General features: G+C 39.2%; 21 protein-coding genes, 14 tRNA genes and 1 riboswitch. Of the genes, 29 read left to right on the forward strand and 6 right to left on the reverse strand.

Annotated features, from left to right (window positions below; translation table 11 throughout):
* The first annotated feature begins 10 nt into the window (after positions 1–10).
* The 15 genes from AAGS61_RS05240 to AAGS61_RS05310 all read left to right on the forward strand — a co-directional run bounded on the left by AAGS61_RS05240 (position 11) and on the right by AAGS61_RS05310 (position 2,204).
* A tRNA-Arg gene (locus AAGS61_RS05240) sits at positions 11–87 on the forward strand.
* Between the two features lie 8 nt (positions 88–95).
* A tRNA-Pro gene (locus tag AAGS61_RS05245) sits at positions 96–172 on the forward strand.
* A gap of 29 nt (positions 173–201) precedes the next feature.
* Positions 202–277 (forward strand) — tRNA-Ala (locus AAGS61_RS05250).
* Between the two features lie 19 nt (positions 278–296).
* Positions 297–370, forward strand: a tRNA-Met gene (locus AAGS61_RS05255).
* A gap of 7 nt (positions 371–377) precedes the next feature.
* Positions 378–454: transfer RNA gene (locus AAGS61_RS05260), tRNA-Ile, on the forward strand.
* A 15-nt stretch (positions 455–469) separates the two neighbouring features.
* Positions 470–562 (forward strand) — tRNA-Ser (locus AAGS61_RS05265).
* Positions 563–620: 58 nt separating this feature from the next.
* Positions 621–697 (forward strand) — tRNA-Met (locus AAGS61_RS05270).
* A 3-nt stretch (positions 698–700) separates the two neighbouring features.
* Positions 701–776: transfer RNA gene (locus AAGS61_RS05275), tRNA-Asp, on the forward strand.
* A gap of 7 nt (positions 777–783) precedes the next feature.
* A tRNA-Phe gene (locus tag AAGS61_RS05280) sits at positions 784–859 on the forward strand.
* An 8-nt stretch (positions 860–867) separates the two neighbouring features.
* A tRNA-Gly gene (locus AAGS61_RS05285) sits at positions 868–941 on the forward strand.
* Between the two features lie 18 nt (positions 942–959).
* Positions 960–1,036, forward strand: a tRNA-Ile gene (locus AAGS61_RS05290).
* Between the two features lie 10 nt (positions 1,037–1,046).
* Positions 1,047–1,121: transfer RNA gene (locus tag AAGS61_RS05295), tRNA-Asn, on the forward strand.
* Positions 1,122–1,126: 5 nt separating this feature from the next.
* Positions 1,127–1,217 (forward strand) — tRNA-Ser (locus tag AAGS61_RS05300).
* A 15-nt stretch (positions 1,218–1,232) separates the two neighbouring features.
* A tRNA-Glu gene (locus AAGS61_RS05305) sits at positions 1,233–1,304 on the forward strand.
* Between the two features lie 141 nt (positions 1,305–1,445).
* On the forward strand, positions 1,446–2,204 hold the full coding sequence (locus tag AAGS61_RS05310) for a MerR family transcriptional regulator (RefSeq protein WP_391368355.1): 759 nt from the start codon (positions 1,446–1,448) through the stop codon (positions 2,202–2,204).
* Positions 2,205–2,344: 140 nt separating this feature from the next.
* On the opposite strand, the gene AAGS61_RS05315 is transcribed toward AAGS61_RS05310, so the two are convergent.
* On the reverse strand, positions 2,345–3,265 hold the full coding sequence (locus tag AAGS61_RS05315) for a 1,4-dihydroxy-2-naphthoate polyprenyltransferase (protein WP_391368358.1): 921 nt from the start codon (positions 3,263–3,265) through the stop codon (positions 2,345–2,347).
* 193 nt (positions 3,266–3,458) lie between these two features.
* On the opposite strand from AAGS61_RS05315, the gene AAGS61_RS05320 reads away from it, so the two are divergent.
* From AAGS61_RS05320 to AAGS61_RS05345, 6 genes are all read left to right on the forward strand, one after another.
* Positions 3,459–4,838 (forward strand): isochorismate synthase, encoded by a 1,380-nt coding sequence (locus AAGS61_RS05320; protein ID WP_391368361.1) that lies wholly within the window; start codon positions 3,459–3,461, stop codon positions 4,836–4,838.
* The gene (gene menD / locus AAGS61_RS05325) at positions 4,831–6,549 is read left to right on the forward strand and encodes a 2-succinyl-5-enolpyruvyl-6-hydroxy-3-cyclohexene-1-carboxylic-acid synthase (RefSeq protein WP_391368363.1); all 1,719 of its coding nucleotides are present in this window, start codon (positions 4,831–4,833) and stop codon (positions 6,547–6,549) included. The genes AAGS61_RS05320 and menD overlap by 8 nt, the downstream gene beginning before the upstream one ends.
* Positions 6,537–7,352 carry a 2-succinyl-6-hydroxy-2,4-cyclohexadiene-1-carboxylate synthase gene (menH, locus tag AAGS61_RS05330; protein WP_391368366.1) on the forward strand — a complete coding sequence of 272 codons (816 nt, stop codon included), beginning with the start codon at positions 6,537–6,539 and terminating at the stop codon, positions 7,350–7,352. The genes menD and menH overlap by 13 nt, the downstream gene beginning before the upstream one ends.
* Positions 7,353–7,368: 16 nt before the next feature.
* Positions 7,369–8,190 carry a 1,4-dihydroxy-2-naphthoyl-CoA synthase gene (menB, locus tag AAGS61_RS05335; RefSeq protein WP_391368369.1) on the forward strand — a complete coding sequence of 274 codons (822 nt, stop codon included), beginning with the start codon at positions 7,369–7,371 and terminating at the stop codon, positions 8,188–8,190.
* Positions 8,191–8,356: 166 nt separating this feature from the next.
* Positions 8,357–9,631, forward strand: a complete 1,275-nt coding sequence (locus tag AAGS61_RS05340) for a diguanylate cyclase domain-containing protein (RefSeq protein WP_391368372.1) — start codon at positions 8,357–8,359, stop codon at positions 9,629–9,631.
* 50 nt (positions 9,632–9,681) lie between these two features.
* Positions 9,682–11,115, forward strand: coding sequence for an o-succinylbenzoate--CoA ligase (locus AAGS61_RS05345; RefSeq protein WP_391368375.1), 1,434 nt, complete (start codon positions 9,682–9,684; stop codon positions 11,113–11,115).
* A gap of 68 nt (positions 11,116–11,183) precedes the next feature.
* Here AAGS61_RS05345 and AAGS61_RS05350 read toward each other — a convergent pair whose 3' ends face one another.
* From AAGS61_RS05350 to AAGS61_RS05360, 3 genes are all read right to left on the reverse strand, one after another.
* A complete protein-coding gene (locus tag AAGS61_RS05350; RefSeq protein ID WP_391368378.1) occupies positions 11,184–12,200 on the reverse strand; it encodes a metal ABC transporter solute-binding protein, Zn/Mn family in 1,017 nt (338 codons plus the stop codon).
* Positions 12,201–12,292: 92 nt separating this feature from the next.
* On the reverse strand, positions 12,293–12,526 hold the full coding sequence (gene yidD, locus AAGS61_RS05355; protein WP_391368381.1) for a membrane protein insertion efficiency factor YidD: 234 nt from the start codon (positions 12,524–12,526) through the stop codon (positions 12,293–12,295).
* Entirely contained in the window at positions 12,526–12,678 is a 153-nt protein-coding gene (locus AAGS61_RS05360; RefSeq protein WP_391368384.1) for a hypothetical protein, read from the reverse strand. The genes yidD and AAGS61_RS05360 overlap by 1 nt, the downstream gene beginning before the upstream one ends.
* A gap of 172 nt (positions 12,679–12,850) precedes the next feature.
* On the opposite strand from AAGS61_RS05360, the gene AAGS61_RS05365 reads away from it, so the two are divergent.
* The 4 genes from AAGS61_RS05365 (at position 12,851) to AAGS61_RS05380 (ending at position 15,070) form a co-directional block, all read left to right on the forward strand.
* The gene (locus AAGS61_RS05365) at positions 12,851–13,294 is read left to right on the forward strand and encodes a Dps family protein (protein WP_391368387.1); all 444 of its coding nucleotides are present in this window, start codon (positions 12,851–12,853) and stop codon (positions 13,292–13,294) included.
* A gap of 182 nt (positions 13,295–13,476) precedes the next feature.
* The gene (locus tag AAGS61_RS05370; RefSeq protein WP_391368390.1) at positions 13,477–13,782 is read left to right on the forward strand and encodes a transposase; all 306 of its coding nucleotides are present in this window, start codon (positions 13,477–13,479) and stop codon (positions 13,780–13,782) included.
* 48 nt (positions 13,783–13,830) lie between these two features.
* The gene (locus AAGS61_RS05375) at positions 13,831–14,298 is read left to right on the forward strand and encodes an NUDIX domain-containing protein (RefSeq protein ID WP_391368393.1); all 468 of its coding nucleotides are present in this window, start codon (positions 13,831–13,833) and stop codon (positions 14,296–14,298) included.
* The gene (locus tag AAGS61_RS05380) at positions 14,282–15,070 is read left to right on the forward strand and encodes an alpha/beta hydrolase family protein (protein ID WP_391368396.1); all 789 of its coding nucleotides are present in this window, start codon (positions 14,282–14,284) and stop codon (positions 15,068–15,070) included. The genes AAGS61_RS05375 and AAGS61_RS05380 overlap by 17 nt, the downstream gene beginning before the upstream one ends.
* A gap of 128 nt (positions 15,071–15,198) precedes the next feature.
* Here AAGS61_RS05380 and pckA read toward each other — a convergent pair whose 3' ends face one another.
* Positions 15,199–16,785 (reverse strand): phosphoenolpyruvate carboxykinase (ATP), encoded by a 1,587-nt coding sequence (gene pckA, locus AAGS61_RS05385; protein WP_391368399.1) that lies wholly within the window; start codon positions 16,783–16,785, stop codon positions 15,199–15,201.
* A gap of 200 nt (positions 16,786–16,985) precedes the next feature.
* Positions 16,986–17,104, forward strand: a riboswitch (SAM riboswitch).
* A gap of 237 nt (positions 17,105–17,341) precedes the next feature.
* Between pckA and metK the strand changes: the two genes are divergently transcribed.
* Positions 17,342–18,538, forward strand: a complete 1,197-nt coding sequence (gene metK, locus AAGS61_RS05390; RefSeq protein WP_391368401.1) for a methionine adenosyltransferase — start codon at positions 17,342–17,344, stop codon at positions 18,536–18,538.
* 337 nt (positions 18,539–18,875) lie between these two features.
* A complete protein-coding gene (locus tag AAGS61_RS05395; protein ID WP_391368404.1) occupies positions 18,876–20,408 on the forward strand; it encodes a hypothetical protein in 1,533 nt (510 codons plus the stop codon).
* Between the two features lie 136 nt (positions 20,409–20,544).
* On the opposite strand, the gene AAGS61_RS05400 is transcribed toward AAGS61_RS05395, so the two are convergent.
* A complete protein-coding gene (locus tag AAGS61_RS05400; RefSeq protein ID WP_391368407.1) occupies positions 20,545–21,057 on the reverse strand; it encodes a gamma carbonic anhydrase family protein in 513 nt (170 codons plus the stop codon).
* Positions 21,058–21,482: 425 nt separating this feature from the next.
* On the opposite strand from AAGS61_RS05400, the gene AAGS61_RS05405 reads away from it, so the two are divergent.
* Together AAGS61_RS05405 and AAGS61_RS05410 are read left to right on the forward strand one after the other, a co-directional pair.
* Positions 21,483–22,286 carry an alpha/beta fold hydrolase gene (locus AAGS61_RS05405; protein ID WP_391368409.1) on the forward strand — a complete coding sequence of 268 codons (804 nt, stop codon included), beginning with the start codon at positions 21,483–21,485 and terminating at the stop codon, positions 22,284–22,286.
* 160 nt (positions 22,287–22,446) lie between these two features.
* Positions 22,447–23,994 (forward strand): alanine/glycine:cation symporter family protein, encoded by a 1,548-nt coding sequence (locus AAGS61_RS05410; RefSeq protein ID WP_391368412.1) that lies wholly within the window; start codon positions 22,447–22,449, stop codon positions 23,992–23,994.
* Positions 23,995–24,170 lie beyond the last annotated feature (176 nt).

Consider the following 24,170-nt stretch of genomic DNA (forward strand, 5'->3'; position numbering starts at 1 on the left):
AAAAAAATTAGCGCCCGTAGCTCAATTGGATAGAGCGTCTGACTACGGATCAGAAGGTTATGGGTTCGACTCCTGTCGGGCGCGCCAAAAAAGTACGGGAAGTAGCTCAGCTTGGTAGAGCACTTGGTTTGGGACCAAGGGGTCGCAGGTTCGAATCCTGTCTTCCCGACCATCCTTAACCTGATATCAACTGATTATTTTGGGGCCTTAGCTCAGCTGGGAGAGCGCCTGCCTTGCACGCAGGAGGTCAGCGGTTCGATCCCGCTAGGCTCCACCAAATTATTTATAAAGATCCTGGCTACCTAGCTCAGCTGGCTAGAGCATTCGGTTCATACCCGAAAGGTCGTGGGTTCGACTCCCTCGGTAGCCATCCTAAAGGACCTTTAGCTCAGTTGGTTAGAGCAGACGGCTCATAACCGTCCGGTCACAGGTTCGAGTCCTGTAAGGTCCACCATATGAATAGTAAAACGGAGGAATACCCAAGTCCGGCTGAAGGGATCGGTCTTGAAAACCGACAGGCGGGTTAAACCGCGCGGGGGTTCGAATCCCTCTTCCTCCGCCATTTTGATTTCAAAAGAAAATGGTGAACTAGAATAAAACTTCAGCAAACATACTATTATCGCGGGGTGGAGCAGTTCGGTAGCTCGTCGGGCTCATAACCCGAAGGTCACAGGTTCAAATCCTGTCCCCGCAACCAAAAGGTCCCGTGGTGTAGCGGTTAACATGCCTGCCTGTCACGCAGGAGATCGCCGGTTCGATCCCGGTCGGGACCGCCATTTATATGGGTCAGTAGCTCAGTTGGTAGAGCATTAGATTGAAGCTCTAAGTGTCGGCGGTTCGATTCCGTCCTGACCCACCATTGTTTATGCGGGTGTAGTTTAATGGTAAAACCTCAGCCTTCCAAGCTGATGTCGTGGGTTCGATTCCCATCACCCGCTCCACTAACTAAAAAGCCGAAGGGGCCTATAGCTCAGCTGGTTAGAGCGCACGCCTGATAAGCGTGAGGTCGATGGTTCGAGTCCATTTAGGCCCACCATATATATTATTCCGAAGTAGCTCAGTGGTAGAGCAACCGGCTGTTAACCGGTTGGTCGTAGGTTCGAGTCCTACCTTCGGAGCCATTTATGGGGAAGTACTCAAGAGGCTGAAGAGGCGCCCCTGCTAAGGGTGTAGGTCGGGTAACCGGCGCGAGGGTTCAAATCCCTCCTTCTCCGCCATATCAATTTAAAATTGGCCCGTTGGTCAAGTGGTTAAGACACCGCCCTTTCACGGCGGTAACACGGGTTCGAATCCCGTACGGGTCATCATAAAAGTCTGAGACGATATATCATCGTTTCAGGCTTTTTTTTGTTTCCATAATAATTGCTGGGGTGTTAACCAATAGAGAAATATACTACTTGACCTTTACGTTACGTAAAGCCTTATATTAAAAGCAGAGGTGAGTTATGTATATTCAGGAGCTGGCGAGGCTATCAGGAGTAAGCACAAGGACACTCCGTTATTATGACCAGATCGGTTTGCTTATTCCAATGAAGAAGGAAGACACAGGTTATAGGGTTTATAATCAAGGGCATGTTGATCGCTTACAGCAAATATTATTTTATCGTGAATTGGATATGCCGCTTGCACAAATTAAAGCGGTTTTAGATGCGGAAGGTTTTGAGCAACTCGAAAGCTTACGCTATCATCAGCGAACACTGCAACAAAAACAGCGTCATATAACGGAATTACTGGAAACAGTGATAATGACAATTCAATCAATTGAGGAGGGAATAACAATGAGTAACGAGCAAAAGTTTGAGGTATTTAAACAACAGCTAATCGATGAAAACGAGGCAAAGTATGGAGCAGAAATTCGTGAAAAGTACGAGAACGAGTCGGTAAAGGCTTCTTATGGCATGGTGAAGAACATGACAGAGGAACAATATGAAGCAGCTCAGCAGCTCGAAAAAATGCTTTTAGAGCGATTAAAAGAAGCTATGGAAGAGGGCGATGTGCAATCAGATATTGCGGTGGAAGTGGCAGAGCTTCATAAGCGTTGGCTTAGCTTTTACTGGCCGAAATATACAAAAGAAGCCCATATTGGTTTGGCGCAAATGTATATAGCCGATCAACGCTTTACAGATTATTATGATTCACGTGTTAATAAAGGCGCAACGCAATTTTTAGCAGATGCCATTGTCTATTATGGGCAACTAAAATAAGGATATTCCGTATTATTTCTATTGAATACAGATGAAGAAACGAATAGAAAAGCGTCCCGATAACCTGTTTCGGGACGCTTTAATTAGCGTATCAGCATATAGAAAATTTTTATTGGATAGGATACTTTTTTAGAAATACGTTAAAAAATAAAATAATTAATTAATAAACCGACAGCGAGTAAAAAGCCAAAGATTGTATTTGTTTGAGCAGTAAATTTCATTGCAGGCATGACTTCAAGCGGCTCTTTTTTATGCCGGAAAATATCAATAGCCTTTATCGGTTTTGGAATACTAAACAATACAATCAGCGCCCAGTACGTAATATCTTCAATAATAACTAAACCTAAAATCCATAGGTACGATACGATGAAAAATAGGGAAAGAATATAAATGGCATTATGACGACCAACTAAAATCGCCATCGTTTTGCGACCGCCTTCTGTATCACCAACAATGTCGCGAATGTTGTTTGAGAGCATGATGGCGCCGACTAAAATCATACTAGGCACCGATAATAAAATTGCTTCAAGTGTTACTGTATTGGTCTGAATAAAGAAAGCAATTAATACAATCCCCATGCCCATGACTACACCGGATACAAGTTCCCCGAATGGCGAATAGGCAATTGGATAAGGTCCACCTGTATATAAGTAACCAATTAACATACATACTAAGCCAACAGCTGCTAACCACCAGGAGCTCATGGCACAAATATAAATCCCTAGAAGTACAGCAATTCCATAAAAGCTGAGCGCAATGGCCATAATGGTACTCGGTGCGACACCATGGCGAACAATTGTGCCACCAATGCCAACGGAGTTTTCATTATCCAGTCCTAATTTATAGTCATAATATTCGTTAAACATATTTGTTGCTGCTTGAATGAGCATACTGGCTATAAGCATAGCAAAAAATAATGGGAAGTGAATGGGTTCTCCCTCAACCGTTAATGCAATGGTTGTCCCTAAAAAAACAGGTACGAATGAAGCTGTTAATGTATGTGGACGTGTTAAATGCCACCATACTTTAAAGCCCCTATCCGCTTCAATGACTTTGGTCATATATTATTTCTCTCCTTCAACTAAACTATACTGTTCTATTTTATACGAACAATAAGAAAAAAGGTAGAGTCGTGCCTTTCTCATACAGATTTAAGCGAAAAAGTGATATGATAGTATAGAAATTTTGTAAAATGTACGATAGCAATCAAAGCTTATTTCTTGAGTTTAAATTGCAAAGACGGAGGTAATTTTCATGCATCATAAGTGGTACAATGCCACTGAAGTAGAAGTGGGCTCTTTGAACTCAAAGCACCATTTTTATATGGAAACAATGGAGGTAAGCCGATTATCTGCTCTGGCCTTTTTTGCTGCTGGTGAGAAATACAAGGGCAAACGATATTTTTGGCAAAATCGGGAGAAAACTTTTACCTTAGTAGGATTAGGACACGCTTATACAATTGAAAACAATGCAGGACAAGTGCGTTTTGATAAAGTAGAGCAAGAATGGAAACAATTAACGAAGAACATTGTGAAGGAAGAGGATTTACAACCGATTTTATTTGGTGGATTTACATTTGATCCACAAAATGAGATAGGAGGGGAATGGTCAACATTTCCACAAAGCTTTTTTGCAGTAGCAACGTTTCAGTTAATTATTCGAGATGATAAAGCATATGTGAGTATTCATTATATTACGGACGAAGAGAATAGTTCACAAGCCTTTGAACAATTACGTAAAGAGCGCGATCACTTAATTCACGCTGCGCAAGTGAAAGAATTAAAAACATACGTTAAGCCTATGATGACAAGCTATCAGGAGCCTTATAAAGAGGAATACTTGCACTCCATTGAGCAAGTGACGGCACATATTAAAGCGGAAGAGGCACAAAAAGTAGTAATTGCTCGTTCATTAGCATTGCAATTTGAAGAGGAAGTTGCGTCCTCTCAAATTTTATCGCATGTGATTCATGAACAGCCTGAAAGCTATTTATTTGGCTTAGAGCACGAGGAGATGTTGTTCTTTGGTGCATCACCTGAACGTTTAGTCAAGGTAGAGGAAGGACGAGCATTCTCATCATGTATTGCTGGTTCCATCCGTCGTGGTCATACAGTAGAGGAAGATGAGACATTAGGCTGGTCACTGTTAAATGATGTGAAAAATCGTGGGGAGCATCATTATGTAGTAGAAATGATTACCGAAACATTTGAGCAAAACTGTACGAATGTAAAAGTACCAAAACAACCAAAACTACTTAAAATTCGTGATATTCAACATTTATATACACCTGTGGAAGGGATATTAAATGAAGAGGCAACCATCCTGCAGCTTGTGAAGAATTTACACCCTACACCAGCCCTTGGCGGCGTACCGCGTAAAGAGGCAATGGATATAATTCGACGCTATGAGCCGATGAACCGAGGGCTATATGCAGCACCGATTGGCTGGGTAGATGCCGATGGAAATGGAGAATTTGCTGTCGCTATTCGTTCAGCTGCATTACTTGGGAATCGTGCCTTTTTATATGCAGGAGGCGGCATCGTCGAAGATTCTACACCAGCATCAGAATATGAGGAGACGTTAGTTAAATTCCGTCCGATGTTACGTGCTTTAGGAGGAAAGTTAAGTGAGTGAACGTGAAATACTATCAAACTATGTATATACAATCGTTGCTAGCTTAGTACAAAACGGTGTAGAGCAAGTGGTGATTAGTCCGGGTTCTCGTTCGACACCTCTTGCCTATGCATTTGCACATACGAAAGAAATTGAGGTGTTTCGTCAGGTAGATGAGCGTGCGGCTGCCTTTTTTGCATTAGGTCTTGCAAAAAGGGCAGGAAAACCCGTTGTATTGTTATGTACATCAGGGACAGCGGCTGCTAACTATTTCCCTGCGATTGTGGAGGCAAAGTATGCGCGTGTTCCTCTAATTGTCATTACAGCGGACCGACCACACGAACTACGTGAAGTAGGGGCTCCACAAGCTATTAATCAAATTCACTTATATGGTGAGCAAGTAAAGTGGTTTGCTGAATTTCCGATTCCAGATGATGCAAAGCCAACATTACCATTTATTGAACGCCATACAGCACGGGCTGTTGCCATTGCCATGAGTGCACCATTTGGACCTGTTCATCTGAATATCCCGTTCCGTGAACCGTTACTTGTGGATTTTTGCGATTTGCCAACGCTTCGTTACCAAGGGAATATACTTAATCCTTACTCTTTAAGTGATGAGGCAAAAAGCGTGTTAGAAAAAAGGATTACTCAATCCCAAAAAGGTGTATTCATTGTCGGTGAGTTGCCATTAAATACAGATGTCCATCATTTATGGGAGTTGATTCGACGCGCAAAATGGCCTGTGATGGTTGAGAGTCTTTCCAATATGCGCGGCAATGTCCCAGAAGACTGTAAACCATATGTGATTTCAACATATGATGCGATTTTGAAAAATGCAACATTCAAAAAAGCAGCATGTCCGGATACAGTGATTCGTTTTGGCGCACAACCGGTATCAAAGTTTTTATCGATGTTTATTACGGAGTCCATGCCAGCACACTATATTGTTGTGGATGAAGATCCGATGTTCCGTGATTCTACAAGTACCGCTACGGCCTTTATTCATGCCAAAATTGATCATGCATTCGGCAATTTAACAATTGAAAGTCGTATGGAAGCGTCATACTTAGCATTATGGCAGCAGGCACAGGCAATAGCGATGAAGCATATTGAACATTACATTGAGCGAGAGCAGGATGAAGGAGCACTTGTTGGCAAGATGCTACAATGCCTGCCAGAAGCGAGTGATGTATTTGCTTCGAGTAGTATGCCGATTCGTGATATTGATACGTTCTATACACCTTCAGAAAAAGATATTCACATTATTGCAAACCGTGGAGCAAATGGGATTGACGGTGTCGTTTCAACGGTATTTGGCTATAGTGCGGGGAATAGTCGCCACACTTATCTACTCATTGGTGATTTAGCATTTTTACATGATAGTAATGCATTTTTAGCAACGCGTTATCAAAATTGTGAGCTAACAATCATTGTTATGAATAATGATGGTGGCGGTATATTCTCTTATTTACCACAATCCAGCGTGGAGCATCATTACGAAGATTTATTTGGTACACCGACGGGTTTAACGTTTGAACAGATTGCAGTGATGTATGATCTGCATTATACGAAAGTGACAGAACCAGCCGCATTTGTTGAAGCGATTTATGTACCGAATGAAAAGCCAGTTCGTTTAATTGAAGTATTTACAAATCGTGCTGAAAATGTTGTCACACATCGCAAGCTATGGCAAGCGATTAATGAGGAGTTCGATGCATGGCTACCGTAACTGCATTAGGAATAGATGTGCATGTAGAAACGTGGCATGATGAACAAGTAGAGACAATCGTTATGTTGCATGGGTTTACTGGTTCAACGAACACGTGGGCGCAAGTGGCGCAAAAATTGCCTCAATATCGAATCGTCGCTATTGATTGTATGGGACATGGAAAAACAGAGAGTCCAAATGATTTTATGTTATATACAATGGAGCAACAATTAGCTGTTCTTGAAGAAGTTTTTTGTCGATTGTTTATACAAAATTTTACACTTATTGGTTATTCAATGGGGGGACGTATTGCACTTAGCTACGCCATTCAATATCCTGAGCGGGTACGCCAACTTATATTAGAAAGTGCTTCTCCGGGTCTGCGAACAGAGGAAGAACGAAAAGCACGTAAAGAAGCAGATGACAAATTAGCACAAAAGATTGAAGCAGCTGGCGTTGTCAATTTCGTTCGTGAGTGGGAGAATATTCAACTATTCGCTTCTCAAAAAAAATTGCCATTAAGTGTTCAGCAGGCAATACGGACAGAGAGGCTAAATCAAAGCGCTCAAGGATTAGCCAACAGTTTGCGTGGTATCGGAACCGGTATGATGCCGTCAGTATGGGATAGATTGCATAGGTTGTTGATGCCAGTAACACTCATTACAGGAGAATTAGATGAAAAATTTGTAAGTATTGCCTGGGAAATGGCACAGGTCATCCCGAAAGTACGTCATTTAACAGTAAATAATGCGGGGCACGCAATTCATGTGGAAAATCCCACAGAGTTTGCTACAATAGTAAAGGACACAATTTCATTAAAATAAGTAGGGGGACTATACCATGACAACACGTCAATGGACTTCATTACATACTTACGAAGATATTAAGTATGAGTTCTACAACGGAATCGCAAAAATTACGATTAACCGTCCAGAAGTGCGTAACGCTTTCCGTCCAAAAACAGTAACGGAAATGATTGACGCATTTTCACGTGCACGTGACGATAAAAACGTCGGTGTCATTATTTTAACAGGTGAAGGTGAGCATGCATTCTGCTCAGGCGGCGACCAAAAAGTACGCGGTCATGGCGGTTATGTAGGAGACGATGAGATTCCACGCTTAAATGTATTAGATTTACAACGTTTAATTCGTGTGATTCCTAAACCAGTAGTTGCCATGGTTGCAGGTTATGCAATCGGTGGCGGTCACGTATTACACGTAGTATGTGACTTAACAATTGCAGCTGACAATGCTCGCTTTGGACAAACTGGACCAAAAGTAGGGTCATTTGATGCTGGTTATGGCTCAGGCTATTTAGCACGTATTATTGGTCATAAAAAAGCGCGTGAAATTTGGTACTTATGCCGTCAATATGATGCACAACAAGCGCTTGAAATGGGCTTAGTAAACACAGTAGTACCATATGATCGTTTAGAAGATGAAACGGTTATGTGGTGTGAAGAAATGCTAGAAATGTCTCCAACTGCGCTACGCTTCTTAAAAGCTGCGATGAACGCAGATACAGACGGCTTAGCGGGTCTTCAACAAATGGCTGGTGACGCAACACTTCTTTACTACACAACAGATGAAGCAAAAGAAGGCCGCGATGCATTTAAAGAGAAACGTAAGCCAGACTTCGGTCAATTCCCTCGTTTCCCATAAAAATAAACTCAAAAAACAACTTGTGCTATAGTAGTACAAGTTGTTTTTCTTTATTTTGGTAAAAATTCTTGTTTCTTACTGCTACTATATAGTCTCATAATTATGATAAGATATAATAATATAATAGAACAAAGATAGGAAATGTGAACTAAAGGTGCGTAAGGAAATGAGGAAAGTAATTTTAGATAGACAATTAGAATCTTACTTAATATCCCTTTTTGAGTGTAATACAGATGGCATCCTGCTTTTGAATAAAGGCGGTTATATTGTGGATGCCAATCTTGCTTTTCTTACATTAGGAGGCTATACAAAGGAAGAACTTTTGAACCGAAATTTTTTAGAGATTATTGTGAATGAACCGCCAGACAATAGTAACCATTTATCATTTACGGAAATCGATTTTACAGATGCACGTTTTCGATTAATTACGAAAGCGAACACACAAATTGGGTGTTTAATGCGTTTAAATCAAGTGATAGAACATGAAAAGGTTATTGGCTTTTTTTTAACGGTTAAAAATATGAGTGAGTTAGATAAAATCGCAGAACGCTATTTAGAGAGTGAATTTAATTATCGAAAAATTGCTGAGAATATTCAAGATGTACTTATATTAATGGATCAACATCAAAATTATTTGTATGTCTCTCCATCAAGTAAAGAAATGTTTGGTTTTGACTATACGACTTTTGAACATCAAGAAGTAGGTTTTTATATTCATCCGGACGATGTGGAAGAGTTTACGAACAAGTTTCATGCTACTATTGAAAAACGTAAGCCATTTGCATTAAAAATACAGATGCGTCATCAAAAGCTTATGTGGATTTGGACTGAGATTAAAGGAAAAGCCGTTTACGATATGAATGGTCATTTCTTACATGTGTTATTAGTCATACGCGATATTTCAAGAGAACGTCAACAAGAAGAAACACTGAAGTATTTGGCATATCATGATCCTTTAACAAATTTGCCAAACCGTCGTATGTTCCGAGAACATTTAACGAGGGCATTTACAAGGCTGAATGAACAGCATATTTCATTTGCTGTTTTACTATTAGATATCGATAATTTTAAACAAATTAATGACTCATATGGCCATGAAATTGGTGATCAGGTAATTATTGAGTATGGGGCACGATTACAACAAACTATAGGAAAAAAGGGGCTTGTAGCAAGACTAGGTGGAGATGAATTTGTTATATTACTTACAGATTTTATTGATGAGGAGCAAGTAAGCAATATTGCATATCGAATCAATGAACGAGTAAGACAAGGTTTATTCATTCAACAAACTTATCTTGAAATCACAACAAGTATTGGCGTCGCAATATGTGATAACTCAACATTTACGGCATCACAAATATTGCGATATGCAGATAAAGCGCTATACAATATAAAAGAACATGGAAAAGATGCATTTAGTATATACAAAGTTGGACAGTAAGAGGCGCGAAACGAGTAGCGCTTTTTTACATTGTAGTGGGAGGAAGGACGATGCAACCAAATTGGTTAGCTCAGCGAAGTTATTTAACGCCTAATCGAATCGGGTTAAGTTTTGATGAACAGCAATGGACATTTCAAGAACTTTATCAAGAAGCGATATGCATGGCAGAGAAATTAGCGACATTTCATGTAAATCAGGGTGATCGTGTTGCCATTTTAGCGCCTTCTAGACCAGAGCTGATTATGATGATTTACGGTTGCATGCAAGCACAGCTTGAAATGGTCTTTTTAAATGGCCGATTGTCTGAGCATGAATTACAGTATCAAATTGAGGATGCACAAGTAAAGGCAATTCTTGTGCATGAACAGGAACTACATAAACTTCAGGCAGATGCACGCATCCTTACGTTTAATACTGTTTTAACCGCAGAAAGAACACCGATTAACATCGCACAAGAATGGGACGACACGACAACTATTTCGATTATGTATACGTCTGGCACAACTGGTTTCCCAAAAGGAGTACGCCAAACGGTACAAAACCATAGTGCCAGTGCGATTAGCTCGGCACTTAATCTAGGGTTAAAAGAAGATGACGTTTGGCTTTGTACAGTTCCAATTTTTCATATTAGCGGATTTTCCATATTAATACGCTCTTTGTTATATGGTATGACCGTTCGATTATATGAAAAATTTGATGCAGCAAAGTGTGCGAATGAGATTGTACAAGGGTCGGTAACGAAAATGTCTGTTGTTGCGGTCATGCTTGAACGTATCCTTACGTATATGGAGGAGAGTGGGCTAGTAGCACATCCAAACTTTACAACGATGTTACTTGGGGGAGGACCAGTACCAGTTGATTATTTACAACGTGCTGCTAAATTACATTTACGTGTTGCTCAAACGTATGGAATGACAGAAACATCATCGCAAACGGCCACATTAAGTAATGAGGATGCGATGCGAAAAATTGGTTCAGCAGGTAAACCTTTATTTTTTAATCACATTAAAATTGAGGGTGTAACAAAGCCGCGAGAAGAAGGGGAAATTTGTATTCGTGGACCACATGTGACACCAGGGTATATCGGAAAATTTGCAGAGCGCGCGGCAACGCAGGATGGCTGGTTAAAAACAGGGGATATTGGTTATTTAGATGAAGAAGGTTATTTATATGTCATCGATCGCCGTTCAGATTTAATCATTTCTGGCGGAGAAAATATTTATCCAGCAGAAATTGAAAATGTATTAATGGCGCATCCGAATGTAAAGGAAGCAGGGGTTTGTGGTATGGACGATGACGTTTGGGGGCAAGTACCGGTAGCATTTGTTGTCGTGAAGCAGCCGATTTCAGAAGAACATTTACTGAATTTTTGTCAAGCAAGATTAGCGTCATACAAATTACCGAAGAATATCAAGTTTATAGATACACTACCTCGCAACGGCTCTAATAAGCTCTTAAGAAGAAAGTTGAAGGATATTTTATAATATTTCTTAGGGGATATTTATCAACGAAAGGGTGTCCAGAAAGTTTTCTTTCTAGACACCCTTTTTGTTTATTGAAGCGCTGTTTTTAGCGCATCCATATTCTTTGTCATCAATGTGAAATATGTTTCGCCATTCTTTATGTCGTCTGAAGTTAATACACTTAAATTGTGTAAAATAAGTGAATCAGCACCGACTTCCTGTTGAATCACTTCTGTTAAGTTCGAAGAAACGTTTTGCTCGAAGAAGATGTATTTAATATCCTCTTCTTTTGCTAAGTCGACGATAGCCGTTAACTCTTTTTGCGATGGTTCACTTTGCGAATTAAGACCTGCAATCGGTACTTGTGAAAAGCCGTAATGACCAGCGATATAGCCAAATGCTGCGTGTGATACGAAAAATGTTTTCTTTGTCGTTTCAGCTGCCATTGTTTCGAATTCAGCATGTAATGCATTTAATTCTGTTACAAGTGTTTCGTAGTTTTCGGTAAATACGGCTTCTTGCTCAGGCATGACTGTCACTAATTCATCCTTAATAACCGCTGCTAAATCTTGAGAAATAATAGGCGATAACCATACATGAGAGTCATGGTCATCGTGTGCATGATCATTTAAAATATGGTTTGTTTCTTCGCCTTCATGATCATGTCCTTCTTCCTCTTCGTGTGTTTCCCCCTCAGCATGTACATGACCAGTTGAAATGTGTAGCTTGTCTTCACTTACATGATCAGCAGTCGCTACTAATGTAACGTGTTCATTCGCTAATGTCTTTTTCGCATTATCGACAAAGCCTTCAAGTCCTAAGCCAATATAGAAGAAAATATCAGCATCAGCTAGAGACATCATGTCTTTTTGCGTTGGTTCAAATGTATGTTCATTGGCTCCAGGAGGGTAGATAGATGATACCTCTACATATTCACCGCCAATGCGTTCAGCAAAGTATTGTAGGGGATAAACGGTTGTATAAATAGATAATTTATCTGTTTGGTTCGTTGTGTCTTCCTTTGATGCTGTGTTGTCATCTTCACCACAAGCAGTGAGTATGATAGCAATCATTGCTAGTAAGAAGATTGATAGGTACTTCTTCAAGATGTTCACCTCTTAATTGTAATTATTACGATTTAACAATGATAATCATACACGAATTATCTTTAAAAAACAATAAAAAATAACCTTCGAAATTATTTTTTTTTCGAAGGCCATTTTTCTGGCACGGGGTCAAATCCACCTGGATGAAGTGGTTGACATTTTAATATGCGTATAACTGTTAAAATGAAGCCTTTAATGGCACCGTGTTTTTGAAATGCCTCGAGTCCATAACTTGAGCAAGTCGGGTGAAATCGACAAGAAGGAGGCGTCATGGGTGAAATAAATTTACGGTACAATTGAATGAGCCAAATAAAAGGATATTTCATTATTTATCCTCTGCTTTCTGTACAGTTTGTGTTGGCATAGGATCCACCGTTTGTTTTGTTGAAAATCCTTTTTGTTTTGCAATCCAAATTAAAAAGAAAGAGAACGTACCGACAATGGATACGATTACTATTAGGATAATAGGAAGACTCATAGTAGTATTCACCTCGATTTTATTATAACGGTTTTAGGCTATTTTTTGTGCAACAATCTAGTGAACACATATTGCACGAGAAAAGTTCTAAAAATATACATTTTTAAATGATAGAAAAATGGGTATACTAGTAATTGATAACAGTTTTCAATATACTTTATGAGGTGATACTATGGCAAACAAATCATTAGACAACCAATTAAACGAATTAGTAGCAACATGGTCAGTGTTATACACGAAGTTACACAATTATCACTGGTATGTAAACGGTCCGTCATTCTTTACATTACACACAAAATTTGAGGAATTATATAACGAAGTAACATTAAATTTAGACGAAATCGCGGAACGCATTTTATCTAAAGGCGGTAAGCCAGTTGCAACAATGAAAGAGCATTTAGTGCTTTCTCATGTAAAAGAGGCAGAAGGTAATGAGTCAGCCGAGCAAATGGTGCAAATAACGATCGATGACTTTAAAATTGTCATGAAAGCTTTAAAAGAAGCGATGGAAAGTGCAGCAGCAGAAGGCGATGATCGTACAGAAGATTTATTAAATGCGAATTATCAAAGTTTAGAAAAACATGCTTGGATGCTTTCAGCGTTCTTAGGCAATTAAATTACGGTTTACAGGCTAGCGTATGGGGGTGTCCAGAAAGTTTTTACTTTCTGGACACTCTTTTACTCCTTAATAATTATCCATTAAGAAATATTGCTCCTGCGGTGGTGACATCAAAATGCCACCAGCCCCTTTGTATAAATTTTATATATATTATTTATACTACTGTAGAGGTGATTAGGATGGAAAAACAAACGTATTATGTCTCTATCGTACATTTAACATGTACAACAGATCCAGCAGGGCCGTATAATTTTAAAATTGAATTAGAGCCATATAAAGCACGGGTATTTCAAAAGCTATTTCAGCAAATTCATCAGCTCGAGGGGTCTAATATGTTTCGGGCACATTTACCTTTTATTCCCTATCATATGGATGAATTGAATCATGACATTGACAGTCGCTATAAGAAGATCTATGCCCTTATACATGAATTTGGGGATCAGGAAGCAAAAGAATTTGTTGAACAAATACCTTATTTTAGTTGAAGCATTCACGTCCCTTCGCTACACTTACATTAGTGAGGAGTTGAAGGGATGTTTACATTTATAGATGAAAATGGCTTACGTGTGGACTTACGTTTTGACGAAGGCCCATTTGAAGTCGAACCAAGACATGTTTTAGCGATTGTAAAATATAAAGATAAATGGCTTTGTACAGAGCATATTAGGCGCGGTGTCGAGTTTCCAGGTGGAAAGCAAGAGGAAGGCGAAACATTGATAGAAGCAGCAATTCGTGAAGTGTATGAGGAAACACAAGTAAAAGTCACTGATGCCAAATGGTTTGCGTATTATATCGTACATGACGAAGTACCATTTTGTAAGGCCGTTTTTACAGCGCGTGTGGAAGCGATTGAGACGTTCGTAGGTGAGTTCGAAACCGTTGCAAGGCATTGGTTAACGGAAGAAGAATTACGAGCGCATCCTAATTTAAGCTTTTATATGCGTGATGATGGCATGAAAAAGATGTTACAGGAAGTGAAAACACATGTGCGACAATGGTAAAATAGCATCCATGCGCAAATATCCATCTCCGAATCCTACTATTCGGCTAGATGAAATTACATACTGGTCTTGTGGGTTACGGGTCAAAGGATTACTAGCAAGACCGACCAATATAAAAAATCCAGAAGCCATGTTATATTTACGTGGCGGCTTACAAACAGTCGGAATGGTGCGACCTGCACGAATCGCTCAATTTGCGCAACAAGGTTTTATTGTATTTGCTCCTTATTACAGAGGAAATCGCGGTGGTGAGGGACGAGATGAGTTTGCTGGTAATGATCGATTTGATGCGGTGTATGGAGTAGATGTATTAAAGCAATTTGTTACGTGCAAGCAAGTGCATGTATACGGTTTTTCGCGTGGCGGCTTAATGGCAATGTGGACAGCAATTTTACGTGATGATATTGCCTCTGTTGTAACGTGGGCTGGTGTATCTGATGCCGCAGCAACCTATTGGGATCGTGTTGACATGCGTAGGGGACTTCGGCGAATTATTGGTGGTACACCAAATAAAGTACCTGAGCGTTATGAAGATCGAACGCCGCTTTATGATGTAGATCAAATTGATGCGCCAGTGTTAATCATTCATGGAACGAGTGATCAACATGTGGATATAGAGCATGCATATCAATTGGAATTTTGCTTGCAAGATGCTGGGAAGCTTGTAGAAACGTGGTATTCTTTCGGGTTAAAGCATCATTATCCACCTAAGCTAAATCGAGAAACTGTGCAAGCGCTTTGTCAATGGATGAAGAAAAAAGCAACTTCTTAGTGAGGTTGCTTTTTATTGCTTTCTGGCGCTATTTCTAAAATAAATAAAAAACGGCTATGCACAATTATTGCATAGCCGCATCTATGATATAAAGTTTAAAAAAACGTTATGTCACTCGTAATAAGAAATTAAGCTAATGGGCCGCCTTTTTTCACGATTGCTTCGTCAACATTTGTGAATTTTTTGAAGTTATTGCTAAATAACTCAGCAAGCTCAGCTGCTTTTTTATCGTATGCTGCTTTGTCAGCCCAAGCATCACGTGGGTTTAATACTTCTGTTGGAACGCCTTCAACAGCTACAGGGATGTTTAATCCGAATACGCCATCTTGAATTGTTTCCACATCGTTTAATTTACCTTCGATAGCAGCGCGAACCATTGCACGTGTGTAAGAAAGCTTCATACGAGAACCTACGCCGTACTCGCCACCAGTCCAGCCAGTGTTTACTAAGAATACTTGTGAACCGTGCTCGTCAATTTTCTTCCCTAGCTGATCAGCATACACTGTTGCTGGAAGTGGTAAGAATGGAGAACCGAAGCACGTAGAGAATACTGGTTCTGGCTCTGTTACGCCACGCTCTGTACCAGCTAATTTTGAAGTGAAACCACTTAAGAAGTGATACATTGCTTGCTCTTTTGTTAATTTAGAGATTGGAGGTAACACACCGAAAGCATCCGCAGTTAAGAATACGATTGTTTTTGGGTGACCTGCAACAGATGGTGTTACGATATTTTCAATGTAGTCGATTGGATACGCTACACGAGTGTTTTCAGTTAATGAGCCGTCATCGTAGTCACATACACGTGTTTCTGGATCAACTACTACGTTTTCTAAAACAGCACCGAATTTAATAGCGTTGTAAATTTCTGGCTCTTTTTCGGCAGAAAGGTTGATTGTTTTTGCATAACATCCGCCTTCGATGTTGAATACACCATTGTCAGACCAACCGTGCTCATCATCACCGATTAATTTGCGGTCAGCGTCAGCTGATAAAGTTGTTTTACCAGTACCAGATAAACCAAAGAATAATGCTACGTCGCCAGCTTCACCAACGTTTGCAGAACAGTGCATTGGGAAGATACCTTGCTCCGGTAATAAGTAGTTCATAATACCGAAGATGGATTTTTTCATTTCACCAGCATACTCCGTACCACCGATTAAAATGATTTTCTTTTCCATTGACGTAATGATGAAAGTCTCAGATTGTGTACCATCAACAGCAGGATCAGCTTTGAAAGATGGAGCTGAAACGATTGTGAAATCAGCTACATGAGCAGCTAATTCTTCAGCTGTTGGACGGATGAATAATTGATGACAGAAAAGATTATGCCAAGCATACTCGTTTACAACTTGAATTGATAGCTGAGAGTCTTTGTCAGCTCCTGCAAATCCTTTGAATACGAATAACTCGTCTTTCTCTTTTAAGTAGTTAACCACTTTTACGTATAGGTTGTCGAAAATTTCAGCTGAAATCGGTTGGTTTACTTTTCCCCAATCAATTTTATCCTTTGAACCTTCTTCTTCGACCATATACTTATCTTTAGGTGAACGACCTGTATATTTACCAGTTTCAGCACGTAATGCGCCGTCAACTGTTAATGTAGCTTCACCGCGTGAAGTTGCTTTTTCAACTAATTGTGGTACAGAAAGTTGTACTTGTACATTTGTCCCGCTTAATAAATCCTTCAGTTCGTTGTTGATTTCTACTGAATTCATCGATTAAATACCATCCTTTTTTATATAGTTCCCTTAGATAAGGGCAGTTTATTCTTAATTCAAAAATAGTATAACACATTGCTTTTAATAATCTATACTAATTCTTAATTTATTTTGTGAATTTTTTATAATTCCTAAAACGATTATAAAACGTTTGACATAATAAAACAAATTTCGTAATATGGGAAATTGAACGGATACTCTTATCCCGAGTTGGTGGAGGGTCAAGGCCCGATGAAGCCCGGCAACCTGCAATACGTATAAACGTAACGTGTTGGTGCCAACCTGATGCAAGGACATATTCCTTGAACGATAAGAGTGAAAGGTAACGAAAAGTTAATTCCTTTCGCTCGCTGAATGAGTGAAAGGGTTTTTTGTTTTTATAAGAAAAAATTCAGTATATGGAATTTTTTCATTATTATAATGCTTTTCTAAATCCTCGTGTAAAAGTTAGCAACGGGCTTGAGTTTCAATCCGTACGGGTAGACTTACATGGGTAATGAGTACCGTATCAATATTGCGTCTTTGCGCAGGGCAATTATTAGGAGGAAAACAAATGACAAACCGTCGACTGTTTACATCAGAAAGTGTAACAGAAGGGCATCCAGATAAAATCTGTGACCAAATTTCAGATGCTATCTTAGATGCGATTTTAGCCGCAGATCCTAATGCACGTGTAGCGTGTGAAACGACTGTCACAACAGGACTTGTATTAGTATCTGGTGAGATTACAACTTCAACGTATGTTGATATTAAAGGCATTGTGCGTGATACAGTAGCAGAAATTGGCTACACACGTGGTAAGTACGGCTTCGACGCTGAAAATTTAGCTGTATTAGTTGCAATTGGTGAACAATCACCTGACATTGCACAAGGTGTGGACCAAGCACTTGAAGCACGTGAAGGCTCAATGTCTGACGAAGAACTTGAAGCAATTGGTGCTGGTGACCAAGGTTTAATGTTTGGTTATGCATGCAATGAAACACCAGAGCTTATGCCGCTGCCAATTAGCTTAGCGCATAAATTAGCACGTCGCTTAACAGAAGTACGTAAATCTGGAGAGCTATCATATCTTCGTCCAGATGGTAAAACACAAGTAACTATAGAATATGATGAAAACAATACGCCTGTACGTGTGGATACAATTGTATTATCTACACAACACGATGAAGATATAACATTAGAGCAAATCCAAAAAGATGTAAAAGAACTTGTGATTCATGCAGTTGTACCGGCGGAGTTAATTGATGACAATACAAAATACTTCATCAACCCAACTGGTCGTTTCGTAATTGGCGGACCAAAAGGAGATGCTGGTTTAACAGGCCGTAAAATTATCGTGGATACATACGGTGGTTATGCTCGTCATGGTGGCGGTGCATTCTCTGGTAAGGATGCAACAAAAGTTGACCGTTCAGCAGCATATGCAGCGCGTTATGTAGCGAAAAATATTGTAGCAGCTGGTTTAGCAGATCGTGCAGAAGTACAACTTGCATACGCAATTGGCGTAGCGCGTCCAGTATCAATCGCAGTTGACACATTTGGCACAGGGAAAGTAGAAGAAAGTAAAATGGTAGAATGGGTACGCGAATTATTTGATTTACGCCCAGCAGGCATTATTCAAATGCTTGATTTACGTCGTCCAATCTACAAGCAAACAGCGGCATATGGTCATTTCGGTCGTACAGATTTAGATGTACCATGGGAAAAAACAGACAAAGCCGAGCTGTTACGCGAAAAAGCAGGATTATAAACCATACCATTTCTTTGCAGGGAATAAGGTAAAAGCCGTCACAAATGTGGCGGCTTGTTTTTAATTTAAAGTGAAAAAGTTAGAGGTATTTATTATACAAATATTAAAATATGGTATAAGTTCTATTTAGTGGAGTGGTTGATAAAAGGGCCTTTCTCTATAAAGGCTCTTTCTAAGGAGTAGATGCTAAATTAGAAAATTTTCTATTTATATAAACAGATGCGGTAATTTGTCATTGCTATTATAAAATAACTAATAGTGTAAAAAATAAACAGGGTAAGGTTGGTAATGAACTAAGCTCTCCTTTATAATAGAGAGCATAGAAGGAGAGGAAATTATGAATATAAAAAAAATCGGCTTAATACTAGCGACAGCAATTGTTTTAGTAGCTGCGATCATCTATGGTGGTACATATGGAACGGTTCAGCAAATCGAAATCGATAATACAGCCATTCAATTAGAAATTGACGGTTTTAAATTAAAAGAAGTGACAGTTTCTCAGGAAGAAAAAATTCATTCATCTGATCACACTTCTATCTATAAAGTAAGACAAGGTATTTTTCTAGCAGGGACATTAAAAATTGTCGAGAAAGTCATAGATAATGGCGATAAGGTCTTGTTTTTTGAGTTTATCAATGCGAGTGGCAAGCAAATGGATTTACCAGTTACTTTAACGGTTAAAGGAACAGATCGCTATGATAAGTTCGATATGATGGCAAAGGCGTATGTATCCACAGATGAAGCTTATTGGGGAGATGTGACGACCAATGTGAAAGGAATTTATAATGTATATACAGCAAATGATTTAACGAAATCAATGCTACTTTCCCATAACTATGTATCTAAAAAAGTTACTGAAGAAAATGATACTGGAAATGTTTCAAAAGTACGACAGTTAATAGAAGAAAATCAGTTTGGAGAAGTCGAGCAATTAGACGGAGCATTAGTCATTCCTTTCTCAATGAAGACAACGGCTAAAAACGATATTTCGGAAAGTTGGATGATGATTTCAGCAGAGCCGCTTTTTGAAAATGAAAGTAATGCAACAGCATATAAAGAACAATCGAATGCAGAGCAGCACAGCTCCATAAAATGGTTAACAATAAATGGTGCGATGTCAAAATTACATAAGGATACTGAGCCAGCTTTGGAAAATGTATACGGCAGAAACGTATTCAATATGGCGAATGATGCGATTTTAGAGCGCTATCAAGAAACAGAAGAACGCTTCTACTACAATCTGTTAGTTGTTTTAGTGAATAAGCTAGTAGAGTATAAAGAATCGGGTAAGCAAGATGCATTTGTCACAGAGTATACAAGCGGTCTTTTAAAGGAACAGTATAATATACAAGCACCTTATATTAATGCGCAAGAAAATGAAGTGATACATCAATTTTTATACGATACACAAGTTGTATTACAAGATGAGGCATTAAGTAGTGCCATGCTTGACTATGCGGATTTTTTAGTTGCGCAGAGAGCTAGAGGAAATGTGATTCATACAAGAAATGGTTACTATATTACAGATTATATGGCGCTTCGGAAGAATGAAGAGGTGAAAAAATCACATGCTTCATTAAAACAGATCATTTCAAAAATGAATGTGTTATTTGAGGCTTATAAAGTAACGAATGATGAAAAATATAAAAAAGCAGCGGTTTCGATGTTAAATGGACTTGAAGATTTAGGGGACAGATGGGTTAACCCAGCAACGGGTGAACCATGGGGACAAACTACGTCAACATATGAATTCAGCGACAGTGAAGACAAACTCACTCAATCAGAAGCAATGAAGACCGTGGAATATTTAGAGGAACTAAATATCACATATAAAGGTGTTTTCAACGAATTAGTCAAAACACTTCAATAAAGAAATGGGCGTCCGTAAAACGCCCATTTTTTATTTGGATATGTTACTATCTAGTCATTTGACCATTATTTAATGAATATTTAATAATTTTTTGATAAAATGAGACATATTAGTCTTTTATCATCTGTTCAATGTATTATTTTTGAAGTGATTTATAGAACTGTCCTTTTTCAACGTATTCGCGAATAATGCGGTCCATATCTTCGCGATCTTCAGGCGTAATGTCACGCACGACTTTCGCAGGACGTCCCATCGCTAATGTATTTGGTGGGATTTTTTTGCCTGGAGGGACTAAGCTACCGGCACCAATAAAAGCGCCTTCGCCAATTTCAGCACCATCTAAAATAATCGAACCCATGCCAATTAATGCGCGTTTACGTACAACACAGCCATGTAATGTTACTTGATGGCCAATCGTTGCTTCATCTTCAATAATTAAAGGGTTGTTTGGGCTTTGGTGCAAGCAACTTAAGTCTTGGATACTTACACGATTGCCAATAATAGTTGGCGCCACATCGCCCCGAATCGATGTATTAAACCAAATTGATGTTTCTGCTCCGATAGTAACGTCACCAGTAATCGTCACATAATCAGCAATAAATGCGGATGGGTCTATGTTCGGATTTTTATCTTTATAAGGGTAAATCATATTCAATCTCCTCATTTCAAGCTAATATATATCATTATCGTATCAAATATATGAAACGAAATAAATAAACTTTTGCACTTCTTTCAGTAGGTGTTCAAACACACTGAAAGAAGTGCAAGCCTCTGGCGGATGTCACGGATTCGGAATGGAGTTCTTAAGAGGAAGTCAGCTTAAAACCACCGCATCGTGCGGTAACAGCTGACTGACCCACATCCTGTGGGCCTTAAGCACAAAGCCGAATCCGGACGCAATTACGCCGAGGCGCAATTGGTTAAGGCAAAAAAGTATGACTATTTTCTAGTTAAAGTGTGAGATAAGCATTCGTGTCGAATGAGGTTAGACAATGGAGGTAGCGAAAATGATGGAGAAGCAGTTACTTTCACACTTTTTAAACATAATGAACGAGAGTTTTAGGAGGAAGTCCAATGTGGAAATGGGAAGCTGAGGGGCAGCCGAAAGCGGTTGTTGCTATTTTTCATGGCGCTTATGAGCATTATGCATGGTATGCGTGGCTGATTGAAAAATTGCGCAGCACAGGATTTCACGTTGTCATGGGAGATTTACCGGGGCATGGTGTACAAACAAAAAATCATCGCTATCATGATGAAGATTTTAGTGAGTACTACACATATGCAAAACAATTAGTAGAAGTCGCTCAGACCGATAATTTGCCGGTATTTATTATTGGAAATGGGCTGGGTGCTACAATTGCAGCACGTGCTGTATACCGCAATAAAGTGGAATGTGCAGGTCTCATTATGGTGTCACCTTGGTTGCAACTAAAATTGGAACCAGGAAAACTATCCAAAGCGTTATCAAGTTTAAGTGCTATTACATCAAGTGTAAAGTTAACGCATGATATTACCCATAATCAATTAACACGTAATTTTGAAGTGTATGGTGAAATGAAGGATGAAATACCATTTAACACCGTTGTGACAGTAAAATGGTATCGTGAGCTTCAACAGTTATTAAAAATGTTAAAAGACCCTGAAGTAAAGATTTCTTCCATTCCATTACTTGTCATGACAGGTGGGCGTGATAAAATTACAGATACAACTGCCTCTAGACAATGGCTTGTGCAACAAAATTCGAAAAGTTTCCAATTCAAAGAGTGGCCAGAATGCTTGAGTAGTTTATTTTTTGAGTTTGAACGGGAAGAAGTATTTTTATTAACAAAAGACTTTATGCATAATAGTCTGCGATCACTAGGCTATATTATTGATTAACTATAAAAACGCAATAGGGTGGGCCTATTGTGTTTTTTTTGTGTATTTAATTTCGGGATTAACTATTTTAAATTTTAAAAAAATTGGTTGAATGACCGTTCTTTTTGTAATATAGTGTATTTCAAACTAATAAACTATTTCAAAACAAAGGGGGTATTATATGGAAAGTATTGTTACCTTTTTGAACAATATTTTTTGGGGACCTTGGTTTATTTATGGAATCATGATAATCGGTCTTTTCTTCTCTATCATTACTCGATTCCTTCAAGTCCGTCATATTAAAGAAATGTTCGCGCTCATGTTTAAAGGGGAAAAATCGGAAAAAGGGATTTCCTCCTTCCAAGCATTATCTATTGCACTATCAGGCCGTGTAGGTACTGGTAATATTGCGGGTACTGCAACAGCCATCGGGATGGGTGGCCCAGGTGCTGTGTTCTGGATGTGGGCAATTGCCTTTATTGGGGCAGCGACTGCGTACGTAGAGTCGACATTGGCGCAAATTTATAAAGAAGAGAAAGAAACTGAATATCGTGGTGGTCCAGCTTTCTATATTGAAAAAGGCATGGGGCAAAAGTGGTTTGCTATTATTTTTGCAGTAGCAGCATTACTAGCCATGCTTGTTTTAATGCCTGGTGTTCAATCAAATGCGATTGCTGGGGCAATGAATAATGCATTCGGAATTGATAATTGGATTATTGGTCTAATTATTGCTATTTTACTTGGGGTTATCATTATCGGTGGGGTTAAATCGATTGCGAATGCAGCACAAATCATTGTACCGTTTATGGCGTTAGCGTATATTTTAATGGCGATTGTCATTATTGTTATGAATATTGGCGAGGTACCAGGTGTCATTGCGCTTATTTTCTCAAGTGCATTTGGTGCTCAGGAAATATTTGGGGGTATTATCGGTTCTGCTATTGCTTGGGGCGTAAAGCGTGGTATTTATTCGAATGAAGCGGGTCAAGGGACAGGAGCGCACCCTGCAGCAGCTGCGGAAGTATCTCACCCAGCAAAGCAAGGGTTAGTACAGGCGGCATCGGTTTATATTGATACATTATTAATCTGTTCGGCTACGGCATTTATGATTTTATTTACAGGTATGTACAATGTACACGATGAAAGTGCAGAAAAAATACCAGTAATGGTGGATGGTGAAGTGCATATGGTCAACGATGAGCCATATGAAATTTACCCAACACTTTTCACAGGTGAATTTGGTAAAGATGAATATACGGGCGATGCGCAAGTTTCTTATGCACAAACAATTAAAGAGGGTGCAGCATATACACAATCTGCCGTAGATGAAGCATTACCAGGCTTTGGTGCACCATTCGTAGCGATTGCATTATTCTTCTTTGCTTTCACAACGATTATGGCGTACTACTATATCGCAGAAACAAACGTTGCCTATCTACTCTCTGGTACGGCAGAAAAAATTGGGATTTGGATTGCGAAAATCGTCATTATCGCAACAGCGTTCTACGGTACTGTACGTACATCGGACTTAGCATGGGCAATGGGCGATGTCGGGCTGGGCTTAATGGTATGGATTAACGTCATTGCTATCTTAATCATTATGAAACCAGCAATCATTGCATTAAAAGACTACGAGAAACAAAAGAAAGAAGGCAAAGACCCAGTATTTGATCCGATTAAATTAGGCATTAAAAATGCAACATTCTGGGAAAATCGAAATAAAAAATAATAAAGTAAGAGCTGCTTCAAACCTTTTGAAGCAGCTCTTTATTTTATCGGCATTAATAGACAAAGTGAACAGGTTAATAGACAATATTCACCTATTAATAGACAAACTGAATAGATTAATAGACAAACATAAAATTTTTCGTAAATAGATTGAACGATTTATACAATAGCCCTGTC

Source organism: Lysinibacillus sp. KU-BSD001 (assembly GCF_042920265.1).
Lineage (GTDB): Bacteria > Bacillota > Bacilli > Bacillales_A > Planococcaceae > Lysinibacillus_B.

Bases quoted from the DNA above. Each gene is read 5' to 3' on its own strand.
- AAGS61_RS05310 (WP_391368355.1), top strand. From the start codon at position 1,446: ATGTATATTCAGGAGCTGGCGAGGCTATCAGGAGTAAGCACAAGGACA.
- AAGS61_RS05315 (WP_391368358.1), bottom strand. From the start codon at position 3,265: ATGACCAAAGTCATTGAAGCGGATAGGGGCTTTAAAGTATGGTGGCAT.
- AAGS61_RS05320 (WP_391368361.1), top strand. From the start codon at position 3,459: ATGCATCATAAGTGGTACAATGCCACTGAAGTAGAAGTGGGCTCTTTG.
- menH (WP_391368366.1), top strand. From the start codon at position 6,537: ATGGCTACCGTAACTGCATTAGGAATAGATGTGCATGTAGAAACGTGG.
- menB (WP_391368369.1), top strand. From the start codon at position 7,369: ATGACAACACGTCAATGGACTTCATTACATACTTACGAAGATATTAAG.
- AAGS61_RS05340 (WP_391368372.1), top strand. From the start codon at position 8,357: ATGAGGAAAGTAATTTTAGATAGACAATTAGAATCTTACTTAATATCC.
- AAGS61_RS05345 (WP_391368375.1), top strand. From the start codon at position 9,682: ATGCAACCAAATTGGTTAGCTCAGCGAAGTTATTTAACGCCTAATCGA.
- yidD (WP_391368381.1), bottom strand. From the start codon at position 12,526: ATGAAATATCCTTTTATTTGGCTCATTCAATTGTACCGTAAATTTATT.
- AAGS61_RS05360 (WP_391368384.1), bottom strand. From the start codon at position 12,678: ATGAGTCTTCCTATTATCCTAATAGTAATCGTATCCATTGTCGGTACG.
- AAGS61_RS05365 (WP_391368387.1), top strand. From the start codon at position 12,851: ATGGCAAACAAATCATTAGACAACCAATTAAACGAATTAGTAGCAACA.
- AAGS61_RS05370 (WP_391368390.1), top strand. From the start codon at position 13,477: ATGGAAAAACAAACGTATTATGTCTCTATCGTACATTTAACATGTACA.
- AAGS61_RS05375 (WP_391368393.1), top strand. From the start codon at position 13,831: ATGTTTACATTTATAGATGAAAATGGCTTACGTGTGGACTTACGTTTT.
- AAGS61_RS05380 (WP_391368396.1), top strand. From the start codon at position 14,282: ATGTGCGACAATGGTAAAATAGCATCCATGCGCAAATATCCATCTCCG.
- pckA (WP_391368399.1), bottom strand. From the start codon at position 16,785: ATGAATTCAGTAGAAATCAACAACGAACTGAAGGATTTATTAAGCGGG.
- metK (WP_391368401.1), top strand. From the start codon at position 17,342: ATGACAAACCGTCGACTGTTTACATCAGAAAGTGTAACAGAAGGGCAT.
- AAGS61_RS05395 (WP_391368404.1), top strand. From the start codon at position 18,876: ATGAATATAAAAAAAATCGGCTTAATACTAGCGACAGCAATTGTTTTA.
- AAGS61_RS05400 (WP_391368407.1), bottom strand. From the start codon at position 21,057: ATGATTTACCCTTATAAAGATAAAAATCCGAACATAGACCCATCCGCA.
- AAGS61_RS05405 (WP_391368409.1), top strand. From the start codon at position 21,483: ATGTGGAAATGGGAAGCTGAGGGGCAGCCGAAAGCGGTTGTTGCTATT.
- AAGS61_RS05410 (WP_391368412.1), top strand. From the start codon at position 22,447: ATGGAAAGTATTGTTACCTTTTTGAACAATATTTTTTGGGGACCTTGG.